This is a genomic window from Bacillus sp. AFS037270 (genome assembly GCF_002585305.1).
Window position 1 is genome coordinate 78,136 of sequence record NZ_NUNF01000001.1, and the last position, 23,384, is coordinate 101,519.

The window sequence follows — 23,384 nt, forward strand, 5'->3', positions numbered from 1 at the left end:
AAGTATGAAATCATTTTTTCTGTTAACTTTTATCCTAATTTTCTTCTTATCAGGGTGTGAAAATCAAAGGATCATTGATGATGTTCAGATTATAGAAACCATTGGATATGATATGGAAAAAGACAAAGTGAAAGGAATGGTTATCTATCCTACATTTGCGGAAAAAGGAATGCCCAAATTAAAAAGCTTTAGAACCGTGTCTGATTCGTATGAAGATATTCTTCCGAAAATGAATTCAAAAGCTGCATTTCCCGTTGAAATAGGAAAATTAGATTTTATATTGTTCGGCAAGGAATTTGCAAAACAAGGGATTGATGATGTTTTAATTAATTTTAGCAGAGACCCGAATGTTGGGAGTCGAATACAGTTGAGCATAGCCGAAAACACAGCTGAAAAAATACTTAAATCAAGTCAAGAGGTGAATCTTTCATTCCATTTAAGTAATAAAATTAATCAGAACATTGAAGAGGGCAATTTGCCAAAAACAAATTTGCACGTATTTTTGACAAATCTTTATGCTGAGGGGAAGGATCCATTTTTACCTTACTTAATCCTGGAGGAAGGTCAAGTCAAAATTGACGGGTTAGCCTTATTAAAGAAAGGTAAGTTTGTAAATAATATTAATTTAAGGGAGTCATTTATTGTGAAAATATTACATGATGGCTCAAAAAGTGGACAATATAAAACAAAAATTAAGGTTCACAACAAGGCTGGTTATATTTTATTGACAAGTCTGGATGCCAAAACTAAATATACGGTTGACAAAAGCGAAGGTATTCCACGTATATTGATCGATTTAACCATCGATGCAGAGGTTAAAAATTCCTCATCTTGGTTTGATTTAAGCACCAATAAAAATCGCCTAAAAATGGAACAGATTTTAAATGAACACTTTAATAAAGAAGTCCAACGTTTAATTTCGTTGTTACAAGGATACAACGTAGATCCACTTGGATTGGGAGACAAGGTTAGAGTCACATCAAGAAATTGGGACTATCAACGTTTTAAGGACATATACCCTGATTTAAAAACCACTGTACACACAAATGTTAACATCCTAAATACGGGTATTGAAGAATAAGTCTGCATTTTCCGAGGTGAACTATGTGAAAACTATACTCAACGAACAATATTTAATATCTCCTTTTTACGTTTTCTTTCTGATCTACTCGAATATTATTGGCGTAGGAATCATGGGTTTTCAAAGAGATATAACGAAGGATGCTGGTTATGATGCATGGATTTCCATCATTTTATCTGGTGTAAGCATTCATATACTAGTTTGGATGATCTATCGTATTGTTGGAATTACTAATAATGATATCATACATGTTCACCAATTTTGCTTTGGAAAATGGATTGGCGGACTGTTCAACATTTTTGTAATCTTCTACTTTCTTGTATTGGCGTTAATTGTTTTCCTTGTTTATATTGAGGTTGTTCAAGTTTGGCTGTTTCCCTTAATGAAGACCTGGCAAATAAGCTTCATTCTTCTAGTCCTCGTTTATTACATTGTATCCGGTGGATTCCGCGTGATTACTGGAGTGTGTTTCTGGGGAACTATCATACCTTTTGTTATACTGTTTCCACTTAATTTTTTTGCATTAGAATTTGCCAATCTCAATCATTTATTACCCTTTTTTAATCACTCTGTTAAGGAAATAGTATTATCATCTAAAGCTATGGTGTTTCAGTATCTAGGCTTTGAGACTTTATTCATGTTCTACCCATTCATAAAAAATCCAGAAAGATCACAAAAATGGGCCCATTTTGGACTTCTGCTTTGCGTCTTTCTATATCTTATAGTAGCACTCATCACATTTGTCTACTTTAGTGAAGGGCAGCTACCCAATACGATATGGCCGACGTTAGTTCACATGAAAGTTGCAAAATTTCCTCTAATAGAAAGAGTCGAATTTATTGTTGTTTCGATTTGGTTACTTCTTGTATTACCCAATATCAGCGTGAAAATATGGGCAGCTTGCCGTGCTATTAAGAAAGTAATAAATTTGAAACAACGTATAAGTCTGTTCATTGTACTGGTCCTATTCTTTATTATAGCTAATGTGCTCAAAGAGAGGAGTCAAATAGAGCAATTGAATGAAAAGTATTCAAACATTGCTTTTTACTTTGTGTATCTATATATTCCTTTTCTCTTTTTGTACATTCATATTAAGCATAAAATAAGTAAGTAGGATAGAAAGCTTCTAGAAACTTATAATACAATCTGGGCAGATCGTTTCGTAAGGATTCAACAGAAAAGGTCAGTAGTTACATTTGGGAAGGGGAACCATTCCAAATCACAGAAATTACACTGGATGATCCTAAACTAAGTGAGGTTTTAGTTCGCCTTATTGCGTCGGGGATTTGTCACACTGATGTTCTAACACAAATCAAGCTTATCATTATATATTTCTCCATTGGTTCTTGTGAATTTAGGTATCATAACGCATTTTGTTGGTTTGAAGTTAATTAGCGGGTTTGTAGGAATGGGAGTAAGGAGGGTAGGTGCAATTATACTTGGAATAAGCCTAAGAATCTTAGTTTTAATATTAATTACAGATTCAAATAAGAAAAGAAAATTGAAGAGAACCATTTGATTGATTAATCATGTTCTTCTTAAACTAACAGGCGCTTTACCTCAATAAGAAAAAGCATTATCGTTGTTCCAGTAATGCCCCCGATAGTTTTAGTGGAATACTTCACAATCTCCATCACTGTTTTCAATATCATTTGTACCTTATTATAATAATTCCGCATATATAACTTGAAGAAACTGCCATTGAATATGGCATAATTTTTCTTCCATAGAACACACTACAATTAAAAATTTAGGAGGCTATAATTCGGCTTTAACAAACCCTTTAAGTTAAATGCCAAAACAATTCTCGTATCGTAAATAAAATAAATTTAGTTGCTGTATATATGTATTGCAAAATTTTTTAAAAATTTATTCCATCTAGAACCTGTAAAGCACCCCCTTCACTCGCTCTTGGATCGCTCCTGTTTCGTTTCGACCCTATTATTAAAAAATGTTCCACATTTAGAATCCATCCTGTGACATCTCATGGGTGTTCTGTGTGGTCTGTTATCATATCCAACAATAAAAAGGATACCTTGTTTGGGTATCTGTCATTGTTCCTGTTTCTTTTTCGCTCTGATTAGTGTACTCTTACTGATTCCAGTTAATGATTCTACTTCTTTATATGAATGAGTATTCAATAATGTTAGAGCATGTTCTATCTGTTTTTTACTAAATTTGTTCGGTCTGCCTTCTCTAAAATCTTCCCTTTGTTTTGCTATGGCTTTTCCTTCCTGTGTTCTTTCTACAATCATATCACGCTCAAATTCCGCAAATGATGACATTATATTGAAGATTAATCTTCCTGTCGGTGTATTTTCAACCAACCCCATATTTAATATGTGTACCTTTACCCCTTTATCAAACAATGCTTTGATGGTTTGGATTCCATCAACTGTAGAACGTGCAAATCTATCCAGCTTAGTAACAACTAACGTATATCCATCTTCTAACATTGAAAGCACTTCTTGAAATACTGGACGGTCTGTTTTTGTTCCAGTGAATTTCTCACTGAATATCTTGTCACACCCTTCAGCCTTTAATTGTTCAATCTGTGCTTCTAGTTCCTGTCCAGTAGTCGATACTCTTGCATATCCTATTTTCATGTTATTTATGCTCCTTCTAGCTGTTTATTTATGACACTAAGTTATGACACCTTTCAATATACTGATTCTATCACATTATATTTCTGGTGTCAAAACTTAAAAGATATGATACCAAATTAACAATTTGTGAATATCCAGTGGTTACCAGAACATACAAGTTTTCTTATATAGAAAAGTGTAAGAATATTTTTCTGATTATGGTTACCTGATTTATGAGATTGATTATGTACTAAAAACTAAACATTGCCTTTTAATAATTGAAGGATGATTCATTTTTATTATTAGACAACTTAGAATAAAATGGATATAAGCATTTCTTAGTATATTTTCTAATTCTAATCAATTTACTGCAAAACAAGGATATCCTGAATTTGAGATAATCATTTATAACTTTACTGTAATCCAAATTATAATCCCTTTTTTGATCCCGTTAAAAAAACCTTAAAAGATTAAAAATAATAAAATGTTAAATCAAATCTAAACAAAAAGATAAGTTATTTTTCGCTTGTTCTATTTTCCGTATTAATGGAACTGGCTTTAACATTTACTTCTTGACGCTTCTTAATGTATTGTTTAATGTGTATCGAAGTCACTGATTCCAAATCTTCTACCCCCACATTATTGATAAAAAATTGCACTTTTCCTCTGTATGCTTCTTGTGTTTGTGGCGTACATTCATTGGTCTTTAACTCTCTTAAATACTCTACCAAAGCGTCCTGTAATTTCATTTTTCTGCCTCCTTATAAAAGTTGATATATCTGTAACATGAATAGCTTTTGTACCCCAAAAGCCTTTTATACCAACGTTTTAACACCAGTCGAAATAGTTTGTTACCGATAGCAAAATTTATCACAGGAGAATAAATGGAAACTTAAAACAAAAAGACCCGCAAGGCTTGTGCCTGACGGGTCTTATATACATAGTATTATTCGCCTTTAGTTTGAATGACCTGAGCATGCTTCCCAGAAGTATCATTCATTTTTTTTCCATTATTGCCACTAAAACCTCTTGGTTGAGTACCTAAATGGCTAGGTGAGAAATGCTTAAAATCTTTTTTCGGATTACCCATGTTTCAATCCCTCCTTATTATCATTTTACCCATAAGGAGGGGAAGCATGATTGGAAACAAATGTGATTACTCAGCTTTGCCGAGTCGCTTTTCCTCTAATCGCTGTTCAATTTTTTCCATAGCAGCACTGTCTTTCATTAATTGTGATTTATTTTCTAATACTAGTTCTGCGAATGAGCGTTTTCTAGGTTTTCTCATTGTTATCACCTTCCTTATTACCTATTCTAACAGTTATTATTCCCGGAAACGGTTGCAATTATTACAACTTTTTGAAAATTTGTTCGAAAAGCAGAAACGCCTTGAACAGGGGCTTATGACCCCGAGATCCTGAACGCTGGAGCTGGACAATTTTCAAAGTACAAAAAAAGACATTGGCATATGCCAACATCTCTTGTTTAATTTAATTCTTGGGTATATTTTTTCATGACATCAAGCTTCATCGAGCCTGTATATTTGTTTTGGATAATCCCTTTACTATTAATAAAATAGGTTGTCGGGATAGAAAGAATTTGATACGCTTCATTAACTTTGTCTTCTGCATCTAGAAGGATTGGGAACGTTATTTTATTTTCATTAACAAATCCTTGCACATCTAATTGAGGATCGATATTAACTGCTAAAATAACAGTATCATCACCAATTTGTTTAGAAAACTGCTCCATTTCTGGCATTTCGGCTTTACAAGGCGGACACCATGTCGCCCAAAAGTTCAGCATGACTTTTTTCCCTTTTAGTTGTGATAACTTTACGGTGTCTCCGGTTAACGTTTTAAGCTCAAAATCAGGTGCTGAAGCCCCAATAGAAAGACCTTCTTTTGCTGCCGATGCTTCTGTCGCTGTTTTAGGAGTATCAGTCTTTTTATCCATCGCTTGAACAATCGCTACTGTCAGTAAACTAACGAGTACGACAGCGGCAATCACTTTTTTAATCATCCCGGAACCTCCTTTGTCTCATCTTCTGCTATAATGATTTTACACTATAAACTCAGTTGAAACAAAATAACTGTATGCCAATGTTGTGACAACTTTAAAAATTTATTTTTTTATATTCCGTTTCTGTTGAAGAAGAAGGTTAAATTCTTGATCTAAAACTGGATACTTTGGATCTTTTTGATCGATCATCGATAATTGTCCTAAAATTAGCGCAATCTTGTTTTCAATAATCAATAAATCATCTTCTCCATTATTCACATTATCTTTCTCAGGGTTTAAATATTCGTCCGGTGTCTTTTCCACTCGTTTAACCCGTTGATCCTCAAAGACAAGCAGACGATCACATAATTTATTAAGAAAATAATAATCATGGGATACGGTGAGGATGGTTCCTGTGAATTCAGCTAAGGTCTTTTCAAGCTGTTCCCTGCTCGCTAAGTCAAGATGATTGGTTGGCTCATCGAGAATGAGAACATCGTATTCTTTCATTAGTAAATCAGTTAGTTTAACTCTCGTTCGTTCCCCAAGACTTAATGTCTTAATCGGATTCAAGATATGTTGTTCCGTAAGACCTAAATTAGCTAATAAGGTTCTGGCTCTAAGGATGTCTTGTCTGTCAGTAAACCCAAGTGCTTCTAGCGCATTTTTATCAGCAGGCAAATCGTCTACATCTTGACTCAAATAAGCAATTTTTAGCGAATCACTTTTCCAAATTTCACCCTCAAAGCGAGTCTCTTCACCTAAAATCATCTTGATTAAGGTTGTTTTCCCACTGCCGTTATCGCCTAAAAGACCGATTCGCTCCCCGTGATTAATATAGAACTGTGAACCTTGGAATAGGGTGTCGTCACCAAACCTTATTCCAAGCTTCTTTGCCTCGATAATACGCTTTCCTCTTTTCCCGCTTGCATCAAACTGGAATCTAACGGTAGTTTCTTCTGAAGGCTTCTCGATTCTATTTTTGGTCAATTCACTTTCCAAGCGTTTCATTTTTGATTTAATTTGGCTGTCGCGCTTTTTAGCCTTCGCCCGATGATATTCTTTAATCCCAAATTGCCTTTTGGATGGGCCTGAGCCTTTCTTAGTTGAATCGCGGTGGGCCTTTTCAGACCACGACTTTAATTGCTCCATTTGTGATTCAACTAGTTCAATCTGGCGCTGCTGAACGTGATAAGCATGCTGCTGGTTTTCGAACCTTTTTTGTTTTTCGATCAGAAAATCACTGTAGTTTCCGTTGTAAAAATGCAGTTTGCTATTTGCTAATTCAAATATTTGAGTAACAGATTGATCCAGGAAGTGGCGATCATGAGAGATGACCAGGACTGGTCCATCAAAGTTTGCTAATTCAGATACCAGCCAGTTTATTCCTTTAAAATCTAGATGGTTAGTTGGTTCATCTAAAATTAAAAAATCAGGTTTCGAGGCCCAGATGTCCGACAGCGCAAGTTTTAGTTTTTCTCCGCCGCTTAAATGCAACAGGCGTTCTCCGTTCCAGTCATAAACCTTATTGAGACCTAACTCCTTTGTATATTGGTATAAGTCTTCCCCATTTTTTGAGTGATGTTGTCCGAATTCACTAACCTCAAAATCAATAGACTGTGATAAGTATCCTATTTTAATGTGATCGGACTTTTCAATGGTTCCTTTATCAGGACGAAGTTTGCCAAGCAGGAGTTTGGCAAGGGTTGTTTTACCGGAGCCATTACCTCCAACAAGCCCGATTCGATCGCCACTTTTTATATCAAATTGGATATTTTCAAGTATCTTTCTTAGTTGAAAACTTTTATCTAGTCCACTGACCTTTAGAACGACTTTTTGATTTGTAAACATAAAAAAACTCCCTTCATTTGAACCTGAAAGAGAGTATTATGTCATTTAATGTTATATATCCATGAAAATCCAGCACAAATAAACCTATGAAGGATTCTTTGCAGTGATAAGATATAAACGATCAGGACATAAAAAAGGACAGACTCATCCTATTCTTCAGGTTCAACATTTTCGTAAATTTCGAATAATGTACTGAAAAATAAGATTAAAATTTCATGGGCCCTTTGTTCATTCCTTTACGTTTGATAGTTCTATTTTATTTAAAATGAGCTAATTTTGTCAATCATTACATGAAAAAACACCATGCCTATTTAGACATGGTGTTAAGGAACTTAGAAAATAGTTTAGCTACAGCGCCTAGGGGCTCAGAGGTCTACAGCCAATCCGTCAAGAAGGTTAAAAAGCAACCTTCTCGCCGGCTCGTCTTATGCCTGTCGCCCCTGGTCAAGGCGCTTTCGCTTTCTAATTAAGCTTGTAATTTTTCACGAAGAACCATTTGCAGAATTCCACCGTGACGGTAGTAATCAATTTCCACTTCGGAATCAAAGCGTACAAGAACTTCAAATTCTTTCTTATTGCCAGCTTCGTCAGTAGCTGTTACTTTTACAAAATCACGTGGTTTTACATTTTCGTCTACTTGTACTTCGAAAGTTTCTTTACCACTTAAACCAAGTGATTCAGCGCTGTCGCCATCTTTGAATTGAAGTGGAAGCACGCCCATTAACACTAGGTTAGAACGGTGGATACGTTCAAAGCTTTCAGCAAGAACTGTTTTAATGCCAAGAAGGTTTGTACCTTTAGCAGCCCAGTCACGTGAAGAACCCATTCCGTAGTCTTTACCAGCAAGAACCATTAATCCAGTGCCATCTGCTTTGTACTGCATGCATGCATCATAGATAGATGTAACTTCGCCAGTTGGCCAGTAAGTTGTGAAGCCACCTTCTGTACCTGGTGCGATTTGGTTACGGATACGAATGTTTGCAAACGTTCCACGCATCATAACTTCATGGTTACCACGGCGGGAACCATAGGAGTTAAAGTCACGAGGCTCAACGCCTTTTTCTAATAAATACTTACCAGCTGGAGTGTTTTTGCCAATAGCTCCTGCAGGTGAGATATGGTCAGTTGTAACAGAATCACCGAACTTGCCGACAACACGAAGTCCTGCTAGAGGTTCAACTGTACCTGGTTCAGGTGATAAGCCTTCAAAGAATGGCGGGTTAGCAATGTAAGTTGAATTTTCATCCCAAGTATATAATGGCTCATTGCTAGTTTTGATTTGGTTCCAGCGCTCGTTGTCACCGAACACATTCTCGTATTCTCTACGGAATAATTCTGGTGTAACAGTGCGTTTTACAACATCATTTACTTCAGCAGTTGATGGCCAAATATCCTTGAAGAATACATCGTTACCATCTTTATCTTTACCGATTGCTTCATTAGCAAAGTCGATGTTTACAGTTCCTGCAAGTGCGTAAGCAACAACTAATGGTGGTGAAGCAAGGTAGTTAGCTTTTACAAGCGGGTGAATACGTCCTTCGAAGTTACGGTTACCTGAAAGAACAGACGTAACTAAAAGATCGTTTTCCGCGATTGTTTTTTCAATTTCTTCTTTTAATGGACCGGAGTTACCGATACATGTTGTACAACCATAACCAACAAGGTTAAAGCCGATTTGCTCTAGGTATGGTAGTAAGCCAGAATCACGAAGGTAACCTGTTACAACCTTTGAACCTGGGGCTAAAGAAGTTTTAACGAATTTAGGAACTTCCATTCCGAGTTCTACAGCCTTTTTCGCAACAAGTCCTGCACCAACTAGAACATATGGGTTAGATGTGTTTGTACAGCTAGTAATGGAAGCAATTGCAACTGCACCTGTTTTAATTGCAGCTTCATCGCCATTATTAAATTTAACCACAGCAGACTTTTCAAGCTCATCTGCTTGTAAGCCGAAGCCTTGGTTTCCTTGTGGAGCAGAAACAGCCTTCACGAATTCTTCTTTCATTTTTGAAAGAGGAATTAAATCTTGAGGGCGCTTAGGTCCAGAAAGATTTGCTTCGATTTCAGCAAGGTCAATTTCGATGACATCTGTGTAAACAGGCTCAAATGAAGGATCAAAGAATAAACCGTTTGCTTTGCAATATTCTTCTACAACTTTCACTTGCTCTTCGTCACGTCCAGTTAGGCGCATGTAAGCAAGTGACTCGTCGTCAATGGCAAAGAATCCGCATGTTGCACCGTATTCAGGAGCCATGTTCGCAATTGTTGCACGGTCAGCTAGTGGTAATGAAGACACACCAGGTCCGAAATACTCAACGAATTTGCCAACTACCCCATGTTTACGTAATACTTGAGTTACTTTAAGTGCAAGGTCAGTAGCTGTTGCACCGTTTGGAAGCACTCCAGTTAATTTTACACCGACAACTTCTGGTACTGGGAAGTAAGAAGGTTGTCCTAGCATGCCAGCTTCTGCTTCGATACCGCCAACGCCCCAGCCAAGTACGCCAAGGCCGTTGATCATTGTCGTATGGGAGTCAGTTCCTACTAATGTATCAGGATATGTTTCAAGTTCGCCATCAACTTCAGCCACATGTACAACATCTGCTAAATATTCAAGGTTTACTTGGTGAACAATCCCTGTTGCAGGTGGAACCGCACGATAGTTGTTAAATGATTTTTGTGCCCAGCTTAAGAATTGGTAACGTTCGGCGTTACGTTCGAATTCGTAATCCATGTTGATTCTTAATGAATCAGATGAGCCATAGGCATCAACTTGTACGGAGTGGTCAATAACAAGATCGACCGTTTTTTCTGGATTAATTTTGTCAGGGTCCCCGCCAAGGTCAGCCATTGCTTTTCTTAATGAAGCAAGGTCAACAACTGCTGGAACACCAGTAAAGTCTTGAAGGATAACACGAGCTGGTTTAAATGGAACATCTACTTCTTTTAGCTCTGCTGTTCCCCATTTTGCTAAGTTTTCAACATGCTCTTTTGCGATTACGCGGCCATCATATTGGCGGAGTACAGATTCAAGTAAAACTTTTACGGAATAAGGCAATTTAGATACATTGCCAATACCTGCTTCTTCCAATGCGTTTAAACGGTAGTAGTGGTAACGTTTACCGTTAGCTTCGAAGGAAGAACGAGCGTTAAATACATCGTTTTTTACCATGTGTAATTCCCCCTGTTCGTTTTCATACCTAAAATTAACGAAAAGTCTTGAAAGTTTGAATTTTCCCATTCATCTTCACTTTTCTCACAATTCTTATCTTAATACAACCTATAATATAAGTAAATAACAAGAAAGTTATTGTGATTGATAAGTTTTTCTTATTGCTTTTTATGTATTTTGTTCAGAATATTTTGTAAATCTCAACTATACACAAGTGAATTTAGAATTTTAGAAAAATACCCTTTCGATAATATTATCGCAAAAAACTTTTATTTTGTCATTATTTATGTGTAGGAGGAAATATTAAATTACAGGAGGTGATTGGAATGGTAAAACGAAAGTCTAATCATGTAATTCCAGGGATGAATGCAGCAAAAGGTCAAGGAAAAGGCGCCGGTTTCAATGAGGAATTTGCCAGTGAACCAGAATTAACTGCAAAAGAAAGAATGAACAACAAAAAACGTAAAAAGAATCAATAGAAACCTAAAGCGGAAGCGCCTTGAACAGGGGCGACAGGTATAAGACGAGCCTTCTTGTCGGAATGGCTTATTACCCCGAGCCCCTAGGCGCTGCAGCTGGACGATGGTAAAGCAGGAGGATCTCCCTCCTGCTTTTTTAGTCTTCTTGATTGACTTCTGACACCATTGTTTGAAGATCTTGCTGAAAACGTTGTAATTGTGCTTTCTGATGTTCTGAAGCAACCTCGAGAGCATTTTCGATCTGCTGGTAGGCCTCATTTACTTCATCTTTTAAATGCTTCAGCTGATGACCGTAGCTGGCGCTGTCACTAACAATCGTCTCATACAGGCCTTGAGCATTTTCGTATCCTTGCTGTGCTGCTTGAAAAGCTTGTTGTTTGTCTTTATTATAAGGATATTTTTGCATTTTCTAATCCACTCCTTCATTTTATATACCGTTAAATTGCACAGAAAAATACAATTTATTCAGCATAAAAACACTTATTGACTGCATCCTAACAGATAGGAGGGATGAAATATGGTAAACAAAAATGATGGAAAAGATATGCGTAAAAATGCACCAAAACAATCAGGCCAGCCAGAACCTATGAGTGGTTCTAAGAAAGTAAAAAATCGCAACCATTCTCGTAATAACCATAATGCAGGACATGATATGTAGATAAAAGTGGAAGCGCCAGTTTATAGTAACTGGGCGCTTCCCGTTTTTATGAATTATTCAGGATTAATATTTACAATTGCATCTAACAATAGGTTTTCTTCCCCAACAGAAACGGTTCTTAAATCAATAATTAATTCATCCTTTTGAATACGGGCAATAATGGCAGGTTTCGTTTCCGTTCGTAATTTTCTGCCGATCTGCTCTGCTGAAAGCTTTTCATGCTTTAGGGCAATGACCATGGTTGGCAGTAAGACATCCGGCATTGTTCCCCCGCCGACTTGGCTTGAGTCTTGTAAGATAGTAGCATTAAACTGACTCGTTTTTTGTAATAATTTTGTAACGAATAATTGTGCTCTTTCGTCTAATTGATGAATAGAAACTAATAAATCACGAATTGTTGGGATATTTCTCATTGCGGTTTCCCCTCGGGCATAATCAATAAGGGTTCCCTCTAGAGCTGCCAATGTCATCTTATCAACCCGAACTACTCTGGCTAATTGGTGTTTTTTCAATTGGTCAATAATAGCTTTCTTTCCGGCAATTATCCCTGCCTGTGGTCCGCCAAGGAGTTTATCTCCACTAAACGTAACAACATCCGCCCCCATTTCGATGACCTCTTTAACGACCGGTTCATCGCCTATACCATGCTTCTTAAAGTCATACAGCGCGCCGCTGCCAAGATCCTCATAGAAGATTACATTTTCTTGCCTTTTAGTTAGCTGTACGAGTTCTTCTGTTTCAACTGATTTTGTAAAGCCGATCACTTTAAAATTGCTGGTATGTACTTTCATGATTACAGCGGTATCTGGTGACAATGCATTTTCATAGTCATACAAGTGGGTTTTATTTGTCGTGCCGACCTCTTTTAGGATGGCACCGCTTTCCTCCATGATGGATGAAATGCGAAAGGATCCCCCAATCTCAACAAGCTGTCCACGGGAAACAATGACCTCTTTTTGTTTAGCTAATGACCTTAATACAAGATAAACAGCCGACGCGTTGTTATTGACGACCATTGCTGCTTCAGCACCTGTAATTTCTCTAATGAGTGATTCTACATGACTATGGCGTGAGCCCCGTTCCCCTTCCTTCAATCTATATTCTAGATTGGAGTAATTTCTTGCCGTTTCGACCACATGCGTAATCGCATTTTCACTTAGTCTTGCCCTTCCAAGGTTTGTATGTAAAATAGTCCCTGTTGCATTGATGACTTTTTCTATCGTATAGGAGTATTGCTTTTGAATATTTTCTTCAAGTGTTTGAAACAATTCTTCCGTAAAATTATTGGTTCCAGGTGTGGCTCCTTGCCATTGCCCTTTTAGTATCGAATCCCTGATTTGATCGAGCACGTCTTTTAGCTGTTTTGTAAGCTGCGGATGATCAAGTTGGTTTTCGTTATAAAGTTCGAGAAAATTCTCATGGTTTTGTAGCTCATGGATGGCCGGTAGTGAACGTAACCATTCTTTCACAATAAAAAACTCCTTTTGTAAACTAGCTGCGGGCTGTTTGACTTTTCGTATGGTATAAGGGCAATTTAGCCGCCTGCCTTCGACTTTTTGTAGCTCGTCCGTTGGCAAAATTTCTTTTCCTATTATATCATAACCGGTTCACATTTTAAGTTCGGATAGAATAAAATGAACGAGCAAGGGGGATTATTATGAGGAAAAAACATCTGCAAAATCAAACCTTTGATTTTGCCTTAGTGGAAAAGTGGCTGGAAAACTATTTTCTGGATCCGCTCACAGCTTATTACGACCAAACACAATTTCAAATTGACTTGTTCGAGACCGATCAAGAGTGGATTGTTGAAGCGATTTTAAGTGATTTTGAGGCATCAGATATAAGAGTATATATAGAAGAAAAAAAATTAACCATCTCGGCAGCGAAACACCCCCCTTACACAACCCATTATAAACGGTCACGTTCAATTGATTTTCCATTTTATATCAAAGAGCAGGATATATCAGCGGCTTTTACAAATGGTAGATTAGAGATTTTTATCTCTAAAACCACAAAAGGATCAGGAAAAAACAGATATATTACTTTACCTTAAACCTGTGTTTAAGGATGATTTTTTCAGTCCAGGTTAACATAATATGATTATGCAAATAAAAATAAGCCCTCGTTTTTTGAGGGCTTTTGTCATTTAGTCTTAATAATTTCAATCATTTCTTCAGTATCTGGGAACACTCCTGTTTCAAGCTTGGAATAAATCTTCTCCCCATTAACGGTCACTTCGAAAGCGCCGCCTGAACTAGGAATTAGTTCTAATTTTTGTATGTCCCGATAAAAATGGTTAAATAGCTCTTCCGCGAAACTCGCGGCTTTTGGTGCGTAGTTTCATTGCATACAAAATTCTACAATAACATGGTAGTTTTTCACATGTTCACCCCCTATATTTCGGTTTTCCTATATCTAGATAGTAGAAATATTTTACCGTATCCCCTTACCTTCTGCAAATGTTCTGCATGATTGGTGCGGATTTACACGGAAAGAGGTATACTATGAAAATGGAGGTGGACATGTTGAGTGAACAAGAGAAGATTCGCCTAACCTCTTTTTCGACAAAAGCTGGTTGAGGCTGCAAAATTGGTCCTGAGGACCTGGCGCAAGTTTTGCGTCAATTACCTAAACAAGAACCTGTCCCTGAATTGATTGTGGGGCTTGATACATCAGATGATGCTGGGGTTTATAAATTAACTGACTCCATTGCTCTCATACAAACGGTTGACTACTTTACGCCGATTGTCGACGACCCTTATATGTTCGGTCAAATAACGGCAGCAAATGCGTTAAGTGATGTCTATGCAATGGGCGGTCAGCCGAAAACGGTTATGAATATTGTCGGCTTTCCAATTAAAAAGCTTGGAGCTGAAATGCTTTCCGATATCCTTCGCGGTGCGGCTGATAAAGTAAAAGAAGCAGGCGCGATTACGGTTGGCGGTCACTCCATTGACGACCAAGAACCTAAGTTTGGTTTATCTGTAACGGGGATCGTTCACCCTGACAAGGTATGGAAAAATGTCGGCGCCAAACCTGGTGATGTTCTAGTGTTAACCAAACCGATTGGCGTTGGGATCTTAACCACTGGTATTAAAAGAAGTGCAGTAACACCTGAGCAAGAGCAGTTGGTTACAGAAACAATGGCAATGCTCAATAAGACGGCAGCTGAAGTATTGACCAATTATCAGCCGCATTCTGTAACAGATGTAACGGGATTTGGTTTGCTTGGTCATGGCAGTGAGATGGCACGCGGCAGTGATGTGAGCTTTGAAGTTTACTGGAGTCAGGTGCCAATTTTAGAAGGTGCGGTTGAATTAGCGAAAAATGGTGTTGTTCCTGGAGGTTCTAAGTCCAATCATAAATGGATCAGTGATGATACGGTTTATGAGGATATTGCTTCAGAGGAGCAGCTTGTCCTTTGTGATGCGATTACATCAGGCGGCTTGCTGGTATCCATGGATGAAGTGGAAGCAAGAAATTATGTGGACCAACTGCATGCAAGCGGTGTTGTCCAAGCGGCGATCGTTGGCCGTGTCATAGAGAAACAAGAAAAACTTATTTATGTAAAAAGATAAACAGCGAAGCTGATCAGGCTCGCTGTTTCTTTTTTGAGAGATTCGTTTCCTATTATTGGAAAACAGCCATAAAATTATGAAAATGAGCCAAACATTAATAAAATCAGCCAAACACAAGTAGAAATGGGCCATACTTGGCTAAAATCAGCCATAAAATCAAAAAAACGAGCATAACACGACAACAAAATAAAAAACCTGGGCCATTTTGGCTCAGGTTTCGATAATCTACAATTTATATTGCAGCTTCTCGATCATATCCTGCGTCATTTTATCCAAATCATACTCATATTTGAAGCCCCACTCTTCTCTTGCCGTACTAGCATCAATCGAATCTGGCCAGCTCTCGGCAATACTCTGCCGAGCGGGATCTACCTTATAGTTAATCTCAAACCCTGGTATATACTTAGCGATACTTGCAGCAATATCCTCGGGTGCAAAACTCATCGCTGTGACATTAAAAGAATTACGGTGCTTGAGCTTAGATCCATCCGCTTCCATTAAGTCGATAATGGCGTTCAATGCATCCGGCATGTACATCATGTCCATAAAGGTACCTTTATTAATATAGGAAGTATATTTTCCGTTTTTAACTGCTTCGTAATAAATTTCAACAGCATAGTCCGTTGTTCCCCCTCCAGGAAGGGTAACATGTGAGATTAAGCCGGGGAAACGCAATCCGCGTGAATCGACGCCAAATTTGTGATAATAGTAATCGGCTAGCAATTCTCCGGCAACCTTATTGACCCCATACATCGTAGTCGGCCGCATAATGGTATCCTGTGGAGTATTATTTTTAGGTGTGGATGGTCCAAACACTCCAATTGAGCTAGGTGTGAAAAATTGGGCTTTCAGCTCCCTCGCCGTTTCAAGAGCATTCATCAGCCCGCCCATATTCAAATTCCAAGCAAATACAGGTTTTGCTTCGGCTGTTGCTGAAAGGAGCGCAGCTAAATGCATAATTGTATCAACTTTGTATTTTTTGGCCGTCTCCATCATTTTGTTTAAATCAGTTACATCTACTGTTTCAAAGGGGCCACTATGGGCAGCTTCACTATCATTCTTCTTAATATCAGTAGCAATGACATGATCTGCTCCATAGATCTCCCTTAATCTTAATGTTAATTCTGATCCAATCTGCCCTAATGCGCCTGTGATTAAAATCCGCTTCATTGTTTCTCCGTCCTCTTCACTTATGCTGAAAAATTCTGTATTAATGTATGGATACGTTACTTAATTGTGTAGAGTGTCTCTATTTTCGTTTAAATAACGCCCATTTCCTTGCCGACTTTTTCATAAATAGCAATCGCTTGATCAAGCATTTCCTTGGAATGAGCGGCAGTTGGCATATTGCGGACGCGGCCAGTCCCCTTTTGTACAGTTGGGAACACGATCGCTTTTGCGTAAACTCCTTCTTCATTAAGTCGTTTACTAAATTGTTGTGTGAGCGACTCGTCACCGATGATGCAAGGTGTGATTGGTGTTTCGCTATTGCCAATATTAAACCCTAATTCTTTTAATCCCGTTTTCAAGTAATGGCCATTTTCCCATAGCTTCATATTAAGGTCGGTACTTTCCATTAAAATTTCAATCGACCTTTTACATGCTGCCACATCCGCAGGTGTCAAGGAGGTGGAAAATAGGAACGGACGGCTGCGAACCTTTAACCAGTCAATCAGATTTTTCTTGCCGGCTACATATCCTCCGACAACACCAATAGCTTTTGATAAGGTCCCGATCTGAAAATCAATCTTATCGGAAAGCCCGAAATGCTTAACGGTCCCTGCCCCTTCCCCAAGGACGCCGGATCCATGAGCATCATCTACATACGTAATTAAATCAAACTCCTCTGCAATCTTTACGATTTCTGGTAATAAGGCAATATCACCATCCATTGAAAATACGCCATCGGTAATCACCATAATCTTGTTATATTGACCTGATTCCTTTGCTTCTTTGGCTTTAGCACGTAAATCCTCCATATCGGAATGTTTGAATCGGATAATTTTTGCCTTAGAAAGTCTGCACCCATCAATAATCGAGGCATGGTTTAATTCATCTGAAAGGATCGCATCGTTCGCATCCATAACAGCTGAGATAGCGGCCATATTACAATTGAAGCCTGATTGGTAAGCAATCGCTGCTTCCGTATGTTTAAACTCAGCCAATTTTCCCTCTAACTCTACATGAAGTTTAAGCGTTCCGTTGATGGTTCGAACAGCCCCTGCACCGACTCCGTATTTCTTAATGGCATCATTAGCTGCATCTTTAAGTCTCTTATCTGTTGCTAAACCTAAATAATTGTTAGAAGAAAGGTTAATTAATTCCTTGCCATTAATCGTAATGACTGGTCCATTTGGACTTTCCAGTGGATCGATGACATTATACAAACCTTTCCCCTTTAAGTCTTCGAGATTTTCATTTAAAAAGGTTTCTAAAATATGGCTGGACACAAAAAATTCCCCCTTAGTATTGTAGTTGGATCTGTAAAAAAAAAAAAAACAATTGTCCTCTCTGGGTGTACATGAGTAAGCGCTTTAAATGTTGTTGCGTAAGGGTTTCTAGTGTGTATTTTATCATGTTATCGGTATCTTGTTCACTAGATATGGACAATTATTTTAAAAAAAAATTAAAGTACATAGGGTTAAAATAGGTTATTTCACCCTATATCTTATTCAAGCAGCCAAACTAATCATTTCTAAATTCATCCTTTTTCGTTATAATACACTTTGTACTATGTGCACTTGCTTCTTAGAAAGGATGTCTATCATGACAGTCATAACTTCCGCCCTTTATTACATTGTGATCGGTTCTGTGTTTATCTATCTTTTTATTTATGCTTATGATTTCTTTTACGGTGAAAAACCGGAGAAGCAAATAAAAAAGATCCATAAACATTTCCGTAAAGAGACGATTAAAAAAATTGATCGGTTGGAAATTGAACCGCGTAAATATACCCTCTACCAAGTCACCACAGGCAACGGCAAAAAAAAGGTGAAATTAAAACCTGGTTATAAAGTGGTCATTATCGTTGCAAAAAAGGAAAATAACAAGAAACAGAAAAAAGGAACCGTTTAATGATTCGGTTCCTTTTTTCTGTTAATATCCTAGTTTTCCATCACCGCTTTAGTTCACCCCCACATTTGTTAATTTTCCAGCAAAGCTATTAATTTTTTGAAGTGCCACCCTATATTCAAGTTCCAATCGACCAATAATATCCGCAGCGGATTCAATTCGGTCAATTGCCCCTACTCCATGGCCGGCAGACCAGATATCCTTCCAGGCCTTGGCATTTGTTTCTTTTTGCATATCATCAAAGTTGACTTGGTCTTTTTTGACTAATTGTTTGGGGTCAAGCCCTGCTTTCTTAATACTCGGGATTAGCATGTTTGCTTTCACACCAGAAAACGCATCGGTTAATATCAAATCTTCTTGAGTGGCCTCTACAAGCATCTTCCGGTAATCATCGTTAGCCATACTTTCCGTTGCTACGATAAAACGTGTACCCATATAGGCAAGGTCGGCACCAGCCGCTTGAGCTGCTAAGATTCCCTTACCAGTGGAAATAGAACCGGCAAGAATGATGATTCCATCCCAAAATGACCGGACCATATCAACAAACGCAAAGCTGTTAATTTGCCCGGCATGACCGCCGGCGCCGCTTGCTACGAGGATGAGGCCATCAACACCTGCATCGGCCGCTTTTTTAGCGAACTTTAAATCGCTTACATCTGAGAAAACAAGTCCGCCGTATTCATGAACAATCTCTACTACATGTTTAGGACTTCCCAAAGAAGTAATCACTAACTGCGGTTTATGTTTCTTAATTAAGTCAAGTTCATCCTGCAGGCGGCTATAAGAGCTATGTACCACCATGTTCATGGCCCACGGAGCAATTTTTCGATCTGGTTCTTTTGCTCGTGCCTCTGCAAGCTCTTTATTTAACTGTCCCATCCACTGATCTAGCACCTCAATTGGTCTTGCGTTTGGTGCAGGAAATGATCCAATCACTCCGTTCAAACAGCATGCTTTAACGAGTTCGGTGCCTGATACCAAGAACATCGGTGCAGAAATAACCGGCAGCCGCAGTTGGTTCCACCAGCTTTCAGGTATTGTTTTTTGCAAAATAAACCCCTCCTCGATTGGAATATTCTGACTAAATATCTGTATTTTAATAGTACTCGAAAATGAATGGCTATTCAATCTTTGTTTTTTGAACAGTAAAAAATGAATGAAAGTGCTTTCCGAGACGAATGATAGCCTATTTTTTTTCGTTAATGTTCGTTTTTTGGTGAAAAAGTGATTGATTTCCCCTTCTAGCATGTTATAATGTGATTACATAAAAGATAAGTTTCGCTCATATAATCGCGGGAATATGGCCCGCAAGTTTCTACCAGATTGCCATTAACAATCTGACTATGAGTGGGTAATGTGATTAGCCTATTGTGCTTATTTCTACTATTTTATGATGGAAATTAGAGCCCAATGGTCATTGCCTCACTCTATTACAGTGTGAGCAATGACCATTGGGCTCTTTTTATTTTTCAAGGGGGATTTAACATTATGAGATTACTAGAGGAAAAAATTAAATCGGAAGGAAGGGTATTGTCAGATCAGGTCTTGAAGGTGGACTCATTTCTTAACCATCAGATCGATCCTTTCCTAATGAATGAGATCGGAAAAGAATTTGCCTCACGGTTCGCTAATGAAGGAATTACGAAAATCGTGACGATTGAATCTTCTGGTATTGCACCAGCAGTAATGGCTGGATTATATATGAATGCTCCTGTTGTTTTCGCTAGAAAAAGAAAATCATTGACACTTACAGATGATTTACTTTCGGCTTCTGTCCATTCATTTACTAAAAATGAAACAAACGAAATCTCCATCTCTAAAAAGTATTTAGATGAAGATGACCGTGTTCTAGTAATTGATGACTTTCTTGCAAATGGACAAGCGGCGCTTGGATTAGTAGAGATTGTCAAACAAAGCGGAGCCAAAGTAAATGGGATTGGCATTGTAATTGAAAAGTCTTTCCAGCAAGGAGCAGAAAAACTGAAAGAATTTGGGTATAGAGTGGAGTCATTAGCAAGGATCGCTTCCCTATCCAACGGAGAAGTTCAGTTTATCAATCAAAAAGTGGAGGAATTAGTCTAATGAAACAAGGTCCATGGAAAACAGCATCTTTAGGTATTCAGCATGTTTTAGCAATGTACGCCGGGGCTGTTATTGTCCCGCTAATAATCGGCGGTGCACTTCATTTATCTGGTAAACAATTAGCTTATTTAGTTTCTTTAGATATCTTAACGAGCGGAATCGCTACTCTCTTGCAGGTATGGCAAAATCGTTATTTTGGAATCGGACTTCCAATCGTCCTAGGCTGTACATTTACGGCAGTTGGTCCAATCATTGCGATTGGCGGGCAATATGGTATGTCTGCGATCTATGGATCGATACTTGTTTCCGGAATCATTGTTATCCTAATTGCCTCCTTTTTTGGAAAGCTTGTCCGCTTCTTCCCTCCTGTTGTAACTGGTTCAGTTGTAACAATTATCGGAATTACCCTTATTCCTGTTGCAATGAATAACGTGGCCGGGGGGCAAGGAAGCCCAGACTTTGGATCAGTAACAAATCTATGTCTTGCATTTGGTACATTATTATTTATCATTGTTCTTTATCGCTTTTTTAAAGGTTTCATTCGTTCAATCTCTATTTTGCTTGGATTGATCGCCGGTACGATTGCGGCAGCACTTTTAGGCAAAGTTGATTTTTCTGCTGTTGGAGCGGCATCATGGTTCCACATGGTTGCTCCCCTGCACTTCGCTGTACCAACGTTTGAACTAGCTCCAATCATTACGATGACACTAGTTGCGATTGTAAGTCTTGTTGAATCAACAGGTGTATATTTTGCATTAAGTGATATTACAGGAAGAAAATTAACCGAACAGGATTTGGTAAAAGGTTATCGTGCAGAAGGACTTGCTAGTATCGTAGGTGCACTATTTAACTCCTTCCCTTATACAACTTATTCGCAAAATGTTGGACTTGTTCAATTTTCCGGTGTGAAGTCAAAAAATGTGATCTATACAATGGCTGGTATTCTGATTTTTCTTGGATTTGTTCCTAAAATTGCTGCGTTAACAACGGTTGTGCCTACCTCCGTACTAGGCGGTGCCATGGTAGCCATGTTTGGAATGGTTATTGCTTCTGGGATTAAAATGCTAAGCAAAGTGGATTTTTCATCTCAGGAAAACCTATTAATTATTGCCTGCTCAGTTGCTGTAGGTCTAGGGGTTACAGCGGTTCCTAATTTATTTGATGCCCTTCCAGAAAGTGTGAAAATATTAACTAACAGTGGAATTGTTGCAGGTAGTTTAACGGCGATTTTGCTCAATCTCATTTTTAATGTGGCAAAACCTAAGCAGCAAAGTCAAGCGGTAAACAATAACAATCAAAGTGTTGCATAATATAGTTTTTATCCAACATATTACTAACTAAAATACGTCGATACGTTGCCTACATTTTCTTAGCAAAAATGTATTTATGAGGTGACGTTAATGAAAAGAAAACGAATAACAAGTAGGACAGTAAACGAAGAATCAAGAACTGCATATTTTACTTTTGAACAGGCTTATGATTACTTCTTGTCTTCAAAAAATTCTGAAGGATTAAGACAACCTACCTTATCCAGTTATCACGAACATTTTAATTTTTATATTAACTGGTTAAGGGAATATCAACCTGACATTACTACTATTGAGCAACTGACTGTTCCACTCGTAAGACAATATGTTAATTATTTGAGGGAATCTCACTTTAATTTCAAAACAAAGGAATACGGTTTATCAATTCAAACCACTAATGCTCGGTTAAGATTCCTTAAAACCTTTTATAACTTTTTAAACAAAGAAGAGTTAGTAAACATTAACCCTCCTGAACAGGTCAAATTCATAAAGGAGGACGAAAGATTATTTCAACCTCTAAACGAGACCGAGATACAGGAATTACTTAATGCACCTAATACAGATCAATACCCCCAATTTCGGGACAAGGTTATCATGTATCTCCTTTACGACACTGGTTTAAGAATAAAAGAGGCAATTAGTCTTACTGTTGATGATCTTGATTTAAGTGGAAGAAGGATAGTTCTACCTGCAGATAAAGCAAAAGGAAAAAAATCAAGAATTATTCCGCTTTCTGGTTTAGTAATAAAAATGCTTATTGAGCTAATTTCAGAAAATGAAACACATTTTGAAAGTAAAAACTTGTTTTTAAACTGGTATGGAGAGCCTATGGCAGATGATACATTTAGAAGAAACCTAAAAAGATATGTAAAAAAAGCTGGCATCAATAAACATTTTTCTTGTCATGATTTCAGAAGACAATCAATTACAGAAATGCTTGCTTCAGGTGCTTCGATTTTTGCTGTTCAGTTTATAGTCGGACACTCTCAAATATCAACTACAAGAAAATATGTTCATTTTGATGAGCAAGTAATAAAAAATCAGCATGAACTTTATAGCCCTTTAGTTAAAGTTAAACAAAGAGGAAAATTAAGATAGTTAAAATTAAACCACCAATCATAATCGACTGGTGGTTTGTTTATTTTCAAACTTAATTACCTTCCGTAAAAATTCTAATCCGATTAGTATTTGATTCGTGAGATTGTAAATTCTCATGCTTTACCTTTTCTTTATAAGGTAGTCCAATTGAAAGGAGATATTTAGCAATTACAATTCCAGTTAATTCTTTGCTGACAGTTTGTATTATTTTAATTTGTTTTTTCATGTTGTTCACCTCTGTAGGTATCTCAAATTTTAATCCTTTTAGCGCTCCCTAAGTTTCTGCCCCTTTGTTCTAAAGTATAAATCAATTATCGCTTTTGCCATCAAATCAAGATTAGGTTCTCTTGTTCTAGTACATTTGCACGGAGGCATTCTTTCTCCTGTAATATTAGAGTAGACTATTTCTTTTTCCACTTC

24 protein-coding genes and 1 riboswitch are annotated in these 23,384 nt (G+C 37.7%); of the genes, 10 read left to right on the top strand and 14 right to left on the bottom strand.

Annotated features, from left to right (window positions below; all coding sequences use genetic code 11):
• Positions 1-4 precede the first annotated feature (4 nt).
• Together COD92_RS00370 and COD92_RS00375 are read left to right on the top strand one after the other, a co-directional pair.
• Positions 5-1,081, top strand: coding sequence for a Ger(x)C family spore germination protein (locus COD92_RS00370; protein ID WP_098532139.1), 1,077 nt, complete (start codon positions 5-7; stop codon positions 1,079-1,081).
• A gap of 25 nt (positions 1,082-1,106) precedes the next feature.
• The gene (locus COD92_RS00375) at positions 1,107-2,195 is read left to right on the top strand and encodes a GerAB/ArcD/ProY family transporter (protein WP_098532140.1); all 1,089 of its coding nucleotides are present in this window, start codon (positions 1,107-1,109) and stop codon (positions 2,193-2,195) included.
• A gap of 937 nt (positions 2,196-3,132) precedes the next feature.
• On the opposite strand, the gene COD92_RS00385 is transcribed toward COD92_RS00375, so the two are convergent.
• The 7 genes from COD92_RS00385 to acnA form a co-directional block, all read right to left on the bottom strand.
• Positions 3,133-3,687 carry a recombinase family protein gene (locus tag COD92_RS00385; RefSeq protein WP_098532141.1) on the bottom strand — a complete coding sequence of 185 codons (555 nt, stop codon included), beginning with the start codon at positions 3,685-3,687 and terminating at the stop codon, positions 3,133-3,135.
• Between the two features lie 494 nt (positions 3,688-4,181).
• A complete protein-coding gene (locus tag COD92_RS00390) occupies positions 4,182-4,415 on the bottom strand; it encodes a site-specific integrase (protein ID WP_098532142.1) in 234 nt (77 codons plus the stop codon).
• Between the two features lie 197 nt (positions 4,416-4,612).
• Positions 4,613-4,756, bottom strand: coding sequence for an acid-soluble spore protein N (locus COD92_RS00395; protein WP_098532143.1), 144 nt, complete (start codon positions 4,754-4,756; stop codon positions 4,613-4,615).
• A 66-nt stretch (positions 4,757-4,822) separates the two neighbouring features.
• Positions 4,823-4,954 (bottom strand): FbpB family small basic protein, encoded by a 132-nt coding sequence (locus tag COD92_RS00400; RefSeq protein WP_098532144.1) that lies wholly within the window; start codon positions 4,952-4,954, stop codon positions 4,823-4,825.
• A gap of 197 nt (positions 4,955-5,151) precedes the next feature.
• A complete protein-coding gene (locus COD92_RS00405) occupies positions 5,152-5,688 on the bottom strand; it encodes a TlpA disulfide reductase family protein (protein WP_098532145.1) in 537 nt (178 codons plus the stop codon).
• A 102-nt stretch (positions 5,689-5,790) separates the two neighbouring features.
• Positions 5,791-7,518, bottom strand: a complete 1,728-nt coding sequence (gene abc-f, locus COD92_RS00410; RefSeq protein ID WP_098532146.1) for a ribosomal protection-like ABC-F family protein — start codon at positions 7,516-7,518, stop codon at positions 5,791-5,793.
• A 466-nt stretch (positions 7,519-7,984) separates the two neighbouring features.
• A complete protein-coding gene (gene acnA / locus COD92_RS00415) occupies positions 7,985-10,690 on the bottom strand; it encodes an aconitate hydratase AcnA (RefSeq protein WP_098532147.1) in 2,706 nt (901 codons plus the stop codon).
• Between the two features lie 326 nt (positions 10,691-11,016).
• Between acnA and sspO the strand changes: the two genes are divergently transcribed.
• Positions 11,017-11,169: a small acid-soluble spore protein O gene (gene sspO / locus COD92_RS00420; protein WP_098532148.1), complete on the top strand. Its 153-nt coding sequence runs from the start codon at positions 11,017-11,019 to the stop codon at positions 11,167-11,169.
• 136 nt (positions 11,170-11,305) lie between these two features.
• Here sspO and COD92_RS00425 read toward each other — a convergent pair whose 3' ends face one another.
• Complete coding sequence (locus COD92_RS00425; RefSeq protein ID WP_098532149.1) at positions 11,306-11,575, bottom strand: hypothetical protein; 270 nt, start codon at positions 11,573-11,575, stop codon at positions 11,306-11,308.
• A gap of 111 nt (positions 11,576-11,686) precedes the next feature.
• Here COD92_RS00425 and COD92_RS00430 point away from each other — a divergent pair, with 111 nt between their 5' ends.
• A complete protein-coding gene (locus COD92_RS00430; RefSeq protein ID WP_098532150.1) occupies positions 11,687-11,827 on the top strand; it encodes a small acid-soluble spore protein P in 141 nt (46 codons plus the stop codon).
• A gap of 53 nt (positions 11,828-11,880) precedes the next feature.
• Here COD92_RS00430 and selA read toward each other — a convergent pair whose 3' ends face one another.
• Positions 11,881-13,296: an L-seryl-tRNA(Sec) selenium transferase gene (gene selA / locus COD92_RS00435; protein WP_098532151.1), complete on the bottom strand. Its 1,416-nt coding sequence runs from the start codon at positions 13,294-13,296 to the stop codon at positions 11,881-11,883.
• A 188-nt stretch (positions 13,297-13,484) separates the two neighbouring features.
• Here selA and COD92_RS00440 point away from each other — a divergent pair, with 188 nt between their 5' ends.
• Complete coding sequence (locus COD92_RS00440) at positions 13,485-13,880, top strand: Hsp20/alpha crystallin family protein (RefSeq protein ID WP_255286758.1); 396 nt, start codon at positions 13,485-13,487, stop codon at positions 13,878-13,880.
• Positions 13,881-13,969: 89 nt separating this feature from the next.
• On the opposite strand, the gene COD92_RS33200 is transcribed toward COD92_RS00440, so the two are convergent.
• Positions 13,970-14,176, bottom strand: a complete 207-nt coding sequence (locus COD92_RS33200) for an Rdx family protein (protein WP_342042262.1) — start codon at positions 14,174-14,176, stop codon at positions 13,970-13,972.
• 173 nt (positions 14,177-14,349) lie between these two features.
• On the opposite strand from COD92_RS33200, the gene selD reads away from it, so the two are divergent.
• Entirely contained in the window at positions 14,350-15,405 is a 1,056-nt protein-coding gene (selD, locus tag COD92_RS00450) for a selenide, water dikinase SelD (protein WP_098532162.1), read from the top strand.
• Positions 15,406-15,630: 225 nt separating this feature from the next.
• On the opposite strand, the gene COD92_RS00455 is transcribed toward selD, so the two are convergent.
• Positions 15,631-16,575, bottom strand: a complete 945-nt coding sequence (locus COD92_RS00455; protein WP_098532154.1) for an L-threonine 3-dehydrogenase — start codon at positions 16,573-16,575, stop codon at positions 15,631-15,633.
• Between the two features lie 89 nt (positions 16,576-16,664).
• Positions 16,665-17,855 carry a glycine C-acetyltransferase gene (locus tag COD92_RS00460; RefSeq protein WP_098532155.1) on the bottom strand — a complete coding sequence of 397 codons (1,191 nt, stop codon included), beginning with the start codon at positions 17,853-17,855 and terminating at the stop codon, positions 16,665-16,667.
• A 316-nt stretch (positions 17,856-18,171) separates the two neighbouring features.
• Between COD92_RS00460 and COD92_RS00465 the strand changes: the two genes are divergently transcribed.
• A complete protein-coding gene (locus tag COD92_RS00465; protein WP_098532156.1) occupies positions 18,172-18,480 on the top strand; it encodes a hypothetical protein in 309 nt (102 codons plus the stop codon).
• 48 nt (positions 18,481-18,528) lie between these two features.
• Here the strand turns inward: COD92_RS00465 and COD92_RS00470 are convergent, their stop codons facing one another.
• On the bottom strand, positions 18,529-19,527 hold the full coding sequence (locus COD92_RS00470) for an NAD(P)H-dependent flavin oxidoreductase (protein ID WP_306418577.1): 999 nt from the start codon (positions 19,525-19,527) through the stop codon (positions 18,529-18,531).
• A gap of 212 nt (positions 19,528-19,739) precedes the next feature.
• Positions 19,740-19,841: riboswitch (purine riboswitch) on the top strand.
• 124 nt (positions 19,842-19,965) lie between these two features.
• On the opposite strand from COD92_RS00470, the gene COD92_RS00475 reads away from it, so the two are divergent.
• From COD92_RS00475 to COD92_RS00485, 3 genes are all read left to right on the top strand, one after another.
• Positions 19,966-20,559 (top strand): xanthine phosphoribosyltransferase, encoded by a 594-nt coding sequence (locus tag COD92_RS00475; protein ID WP_098532157.1) that lies wholly within the window; start codon positions 19,966-19,968, stop codon positions 20,557-20,559.
• Complete coding sequence (locus COD92_RS00480; protein ID WP_098532158.1) at positions 20,559-21,869, top strand: nucleobase:cation symporter-2 family protein; 1,311 nt, start codon at positions 20,559-20,561, stop codon at positions 21,867-21,869. The genes COD92_RS00475 and COD92_RS00480 overlap by 1 nt, the downstream gene beginning before the upstream one ends.
• Before the next feature lie 90 nt (positions 21,870-21,959).
• Entirely contained in the window at positions 21,960-22,964 is a 1,005-nt protein-coding gene (locus tag COD92_RS00485) for a tyrosine-type recombinase/integrase (RefSeq protein ID WP_098532159.1), read from the top strand.
• A gap of 52 nt (positions 22,965-23,016) precedes the next feature.
• On the opposite strand, the gene COD92_RS31720 is transcribed toward COD92_RS00485, so the two are convergent.
• Positions 23,017-23,190: a hypothetical protein gene (locus COD92_RS31720; protein ID WP_176541326.1), complete on the bottom strand. Its 174-nt coding sequence runs from the start codon at positions 23,188-23,190 to the stop codon at positions 23,017-23,019.
• Positions 23,191-23,384 lie beyond the last annotated feature (194 nt).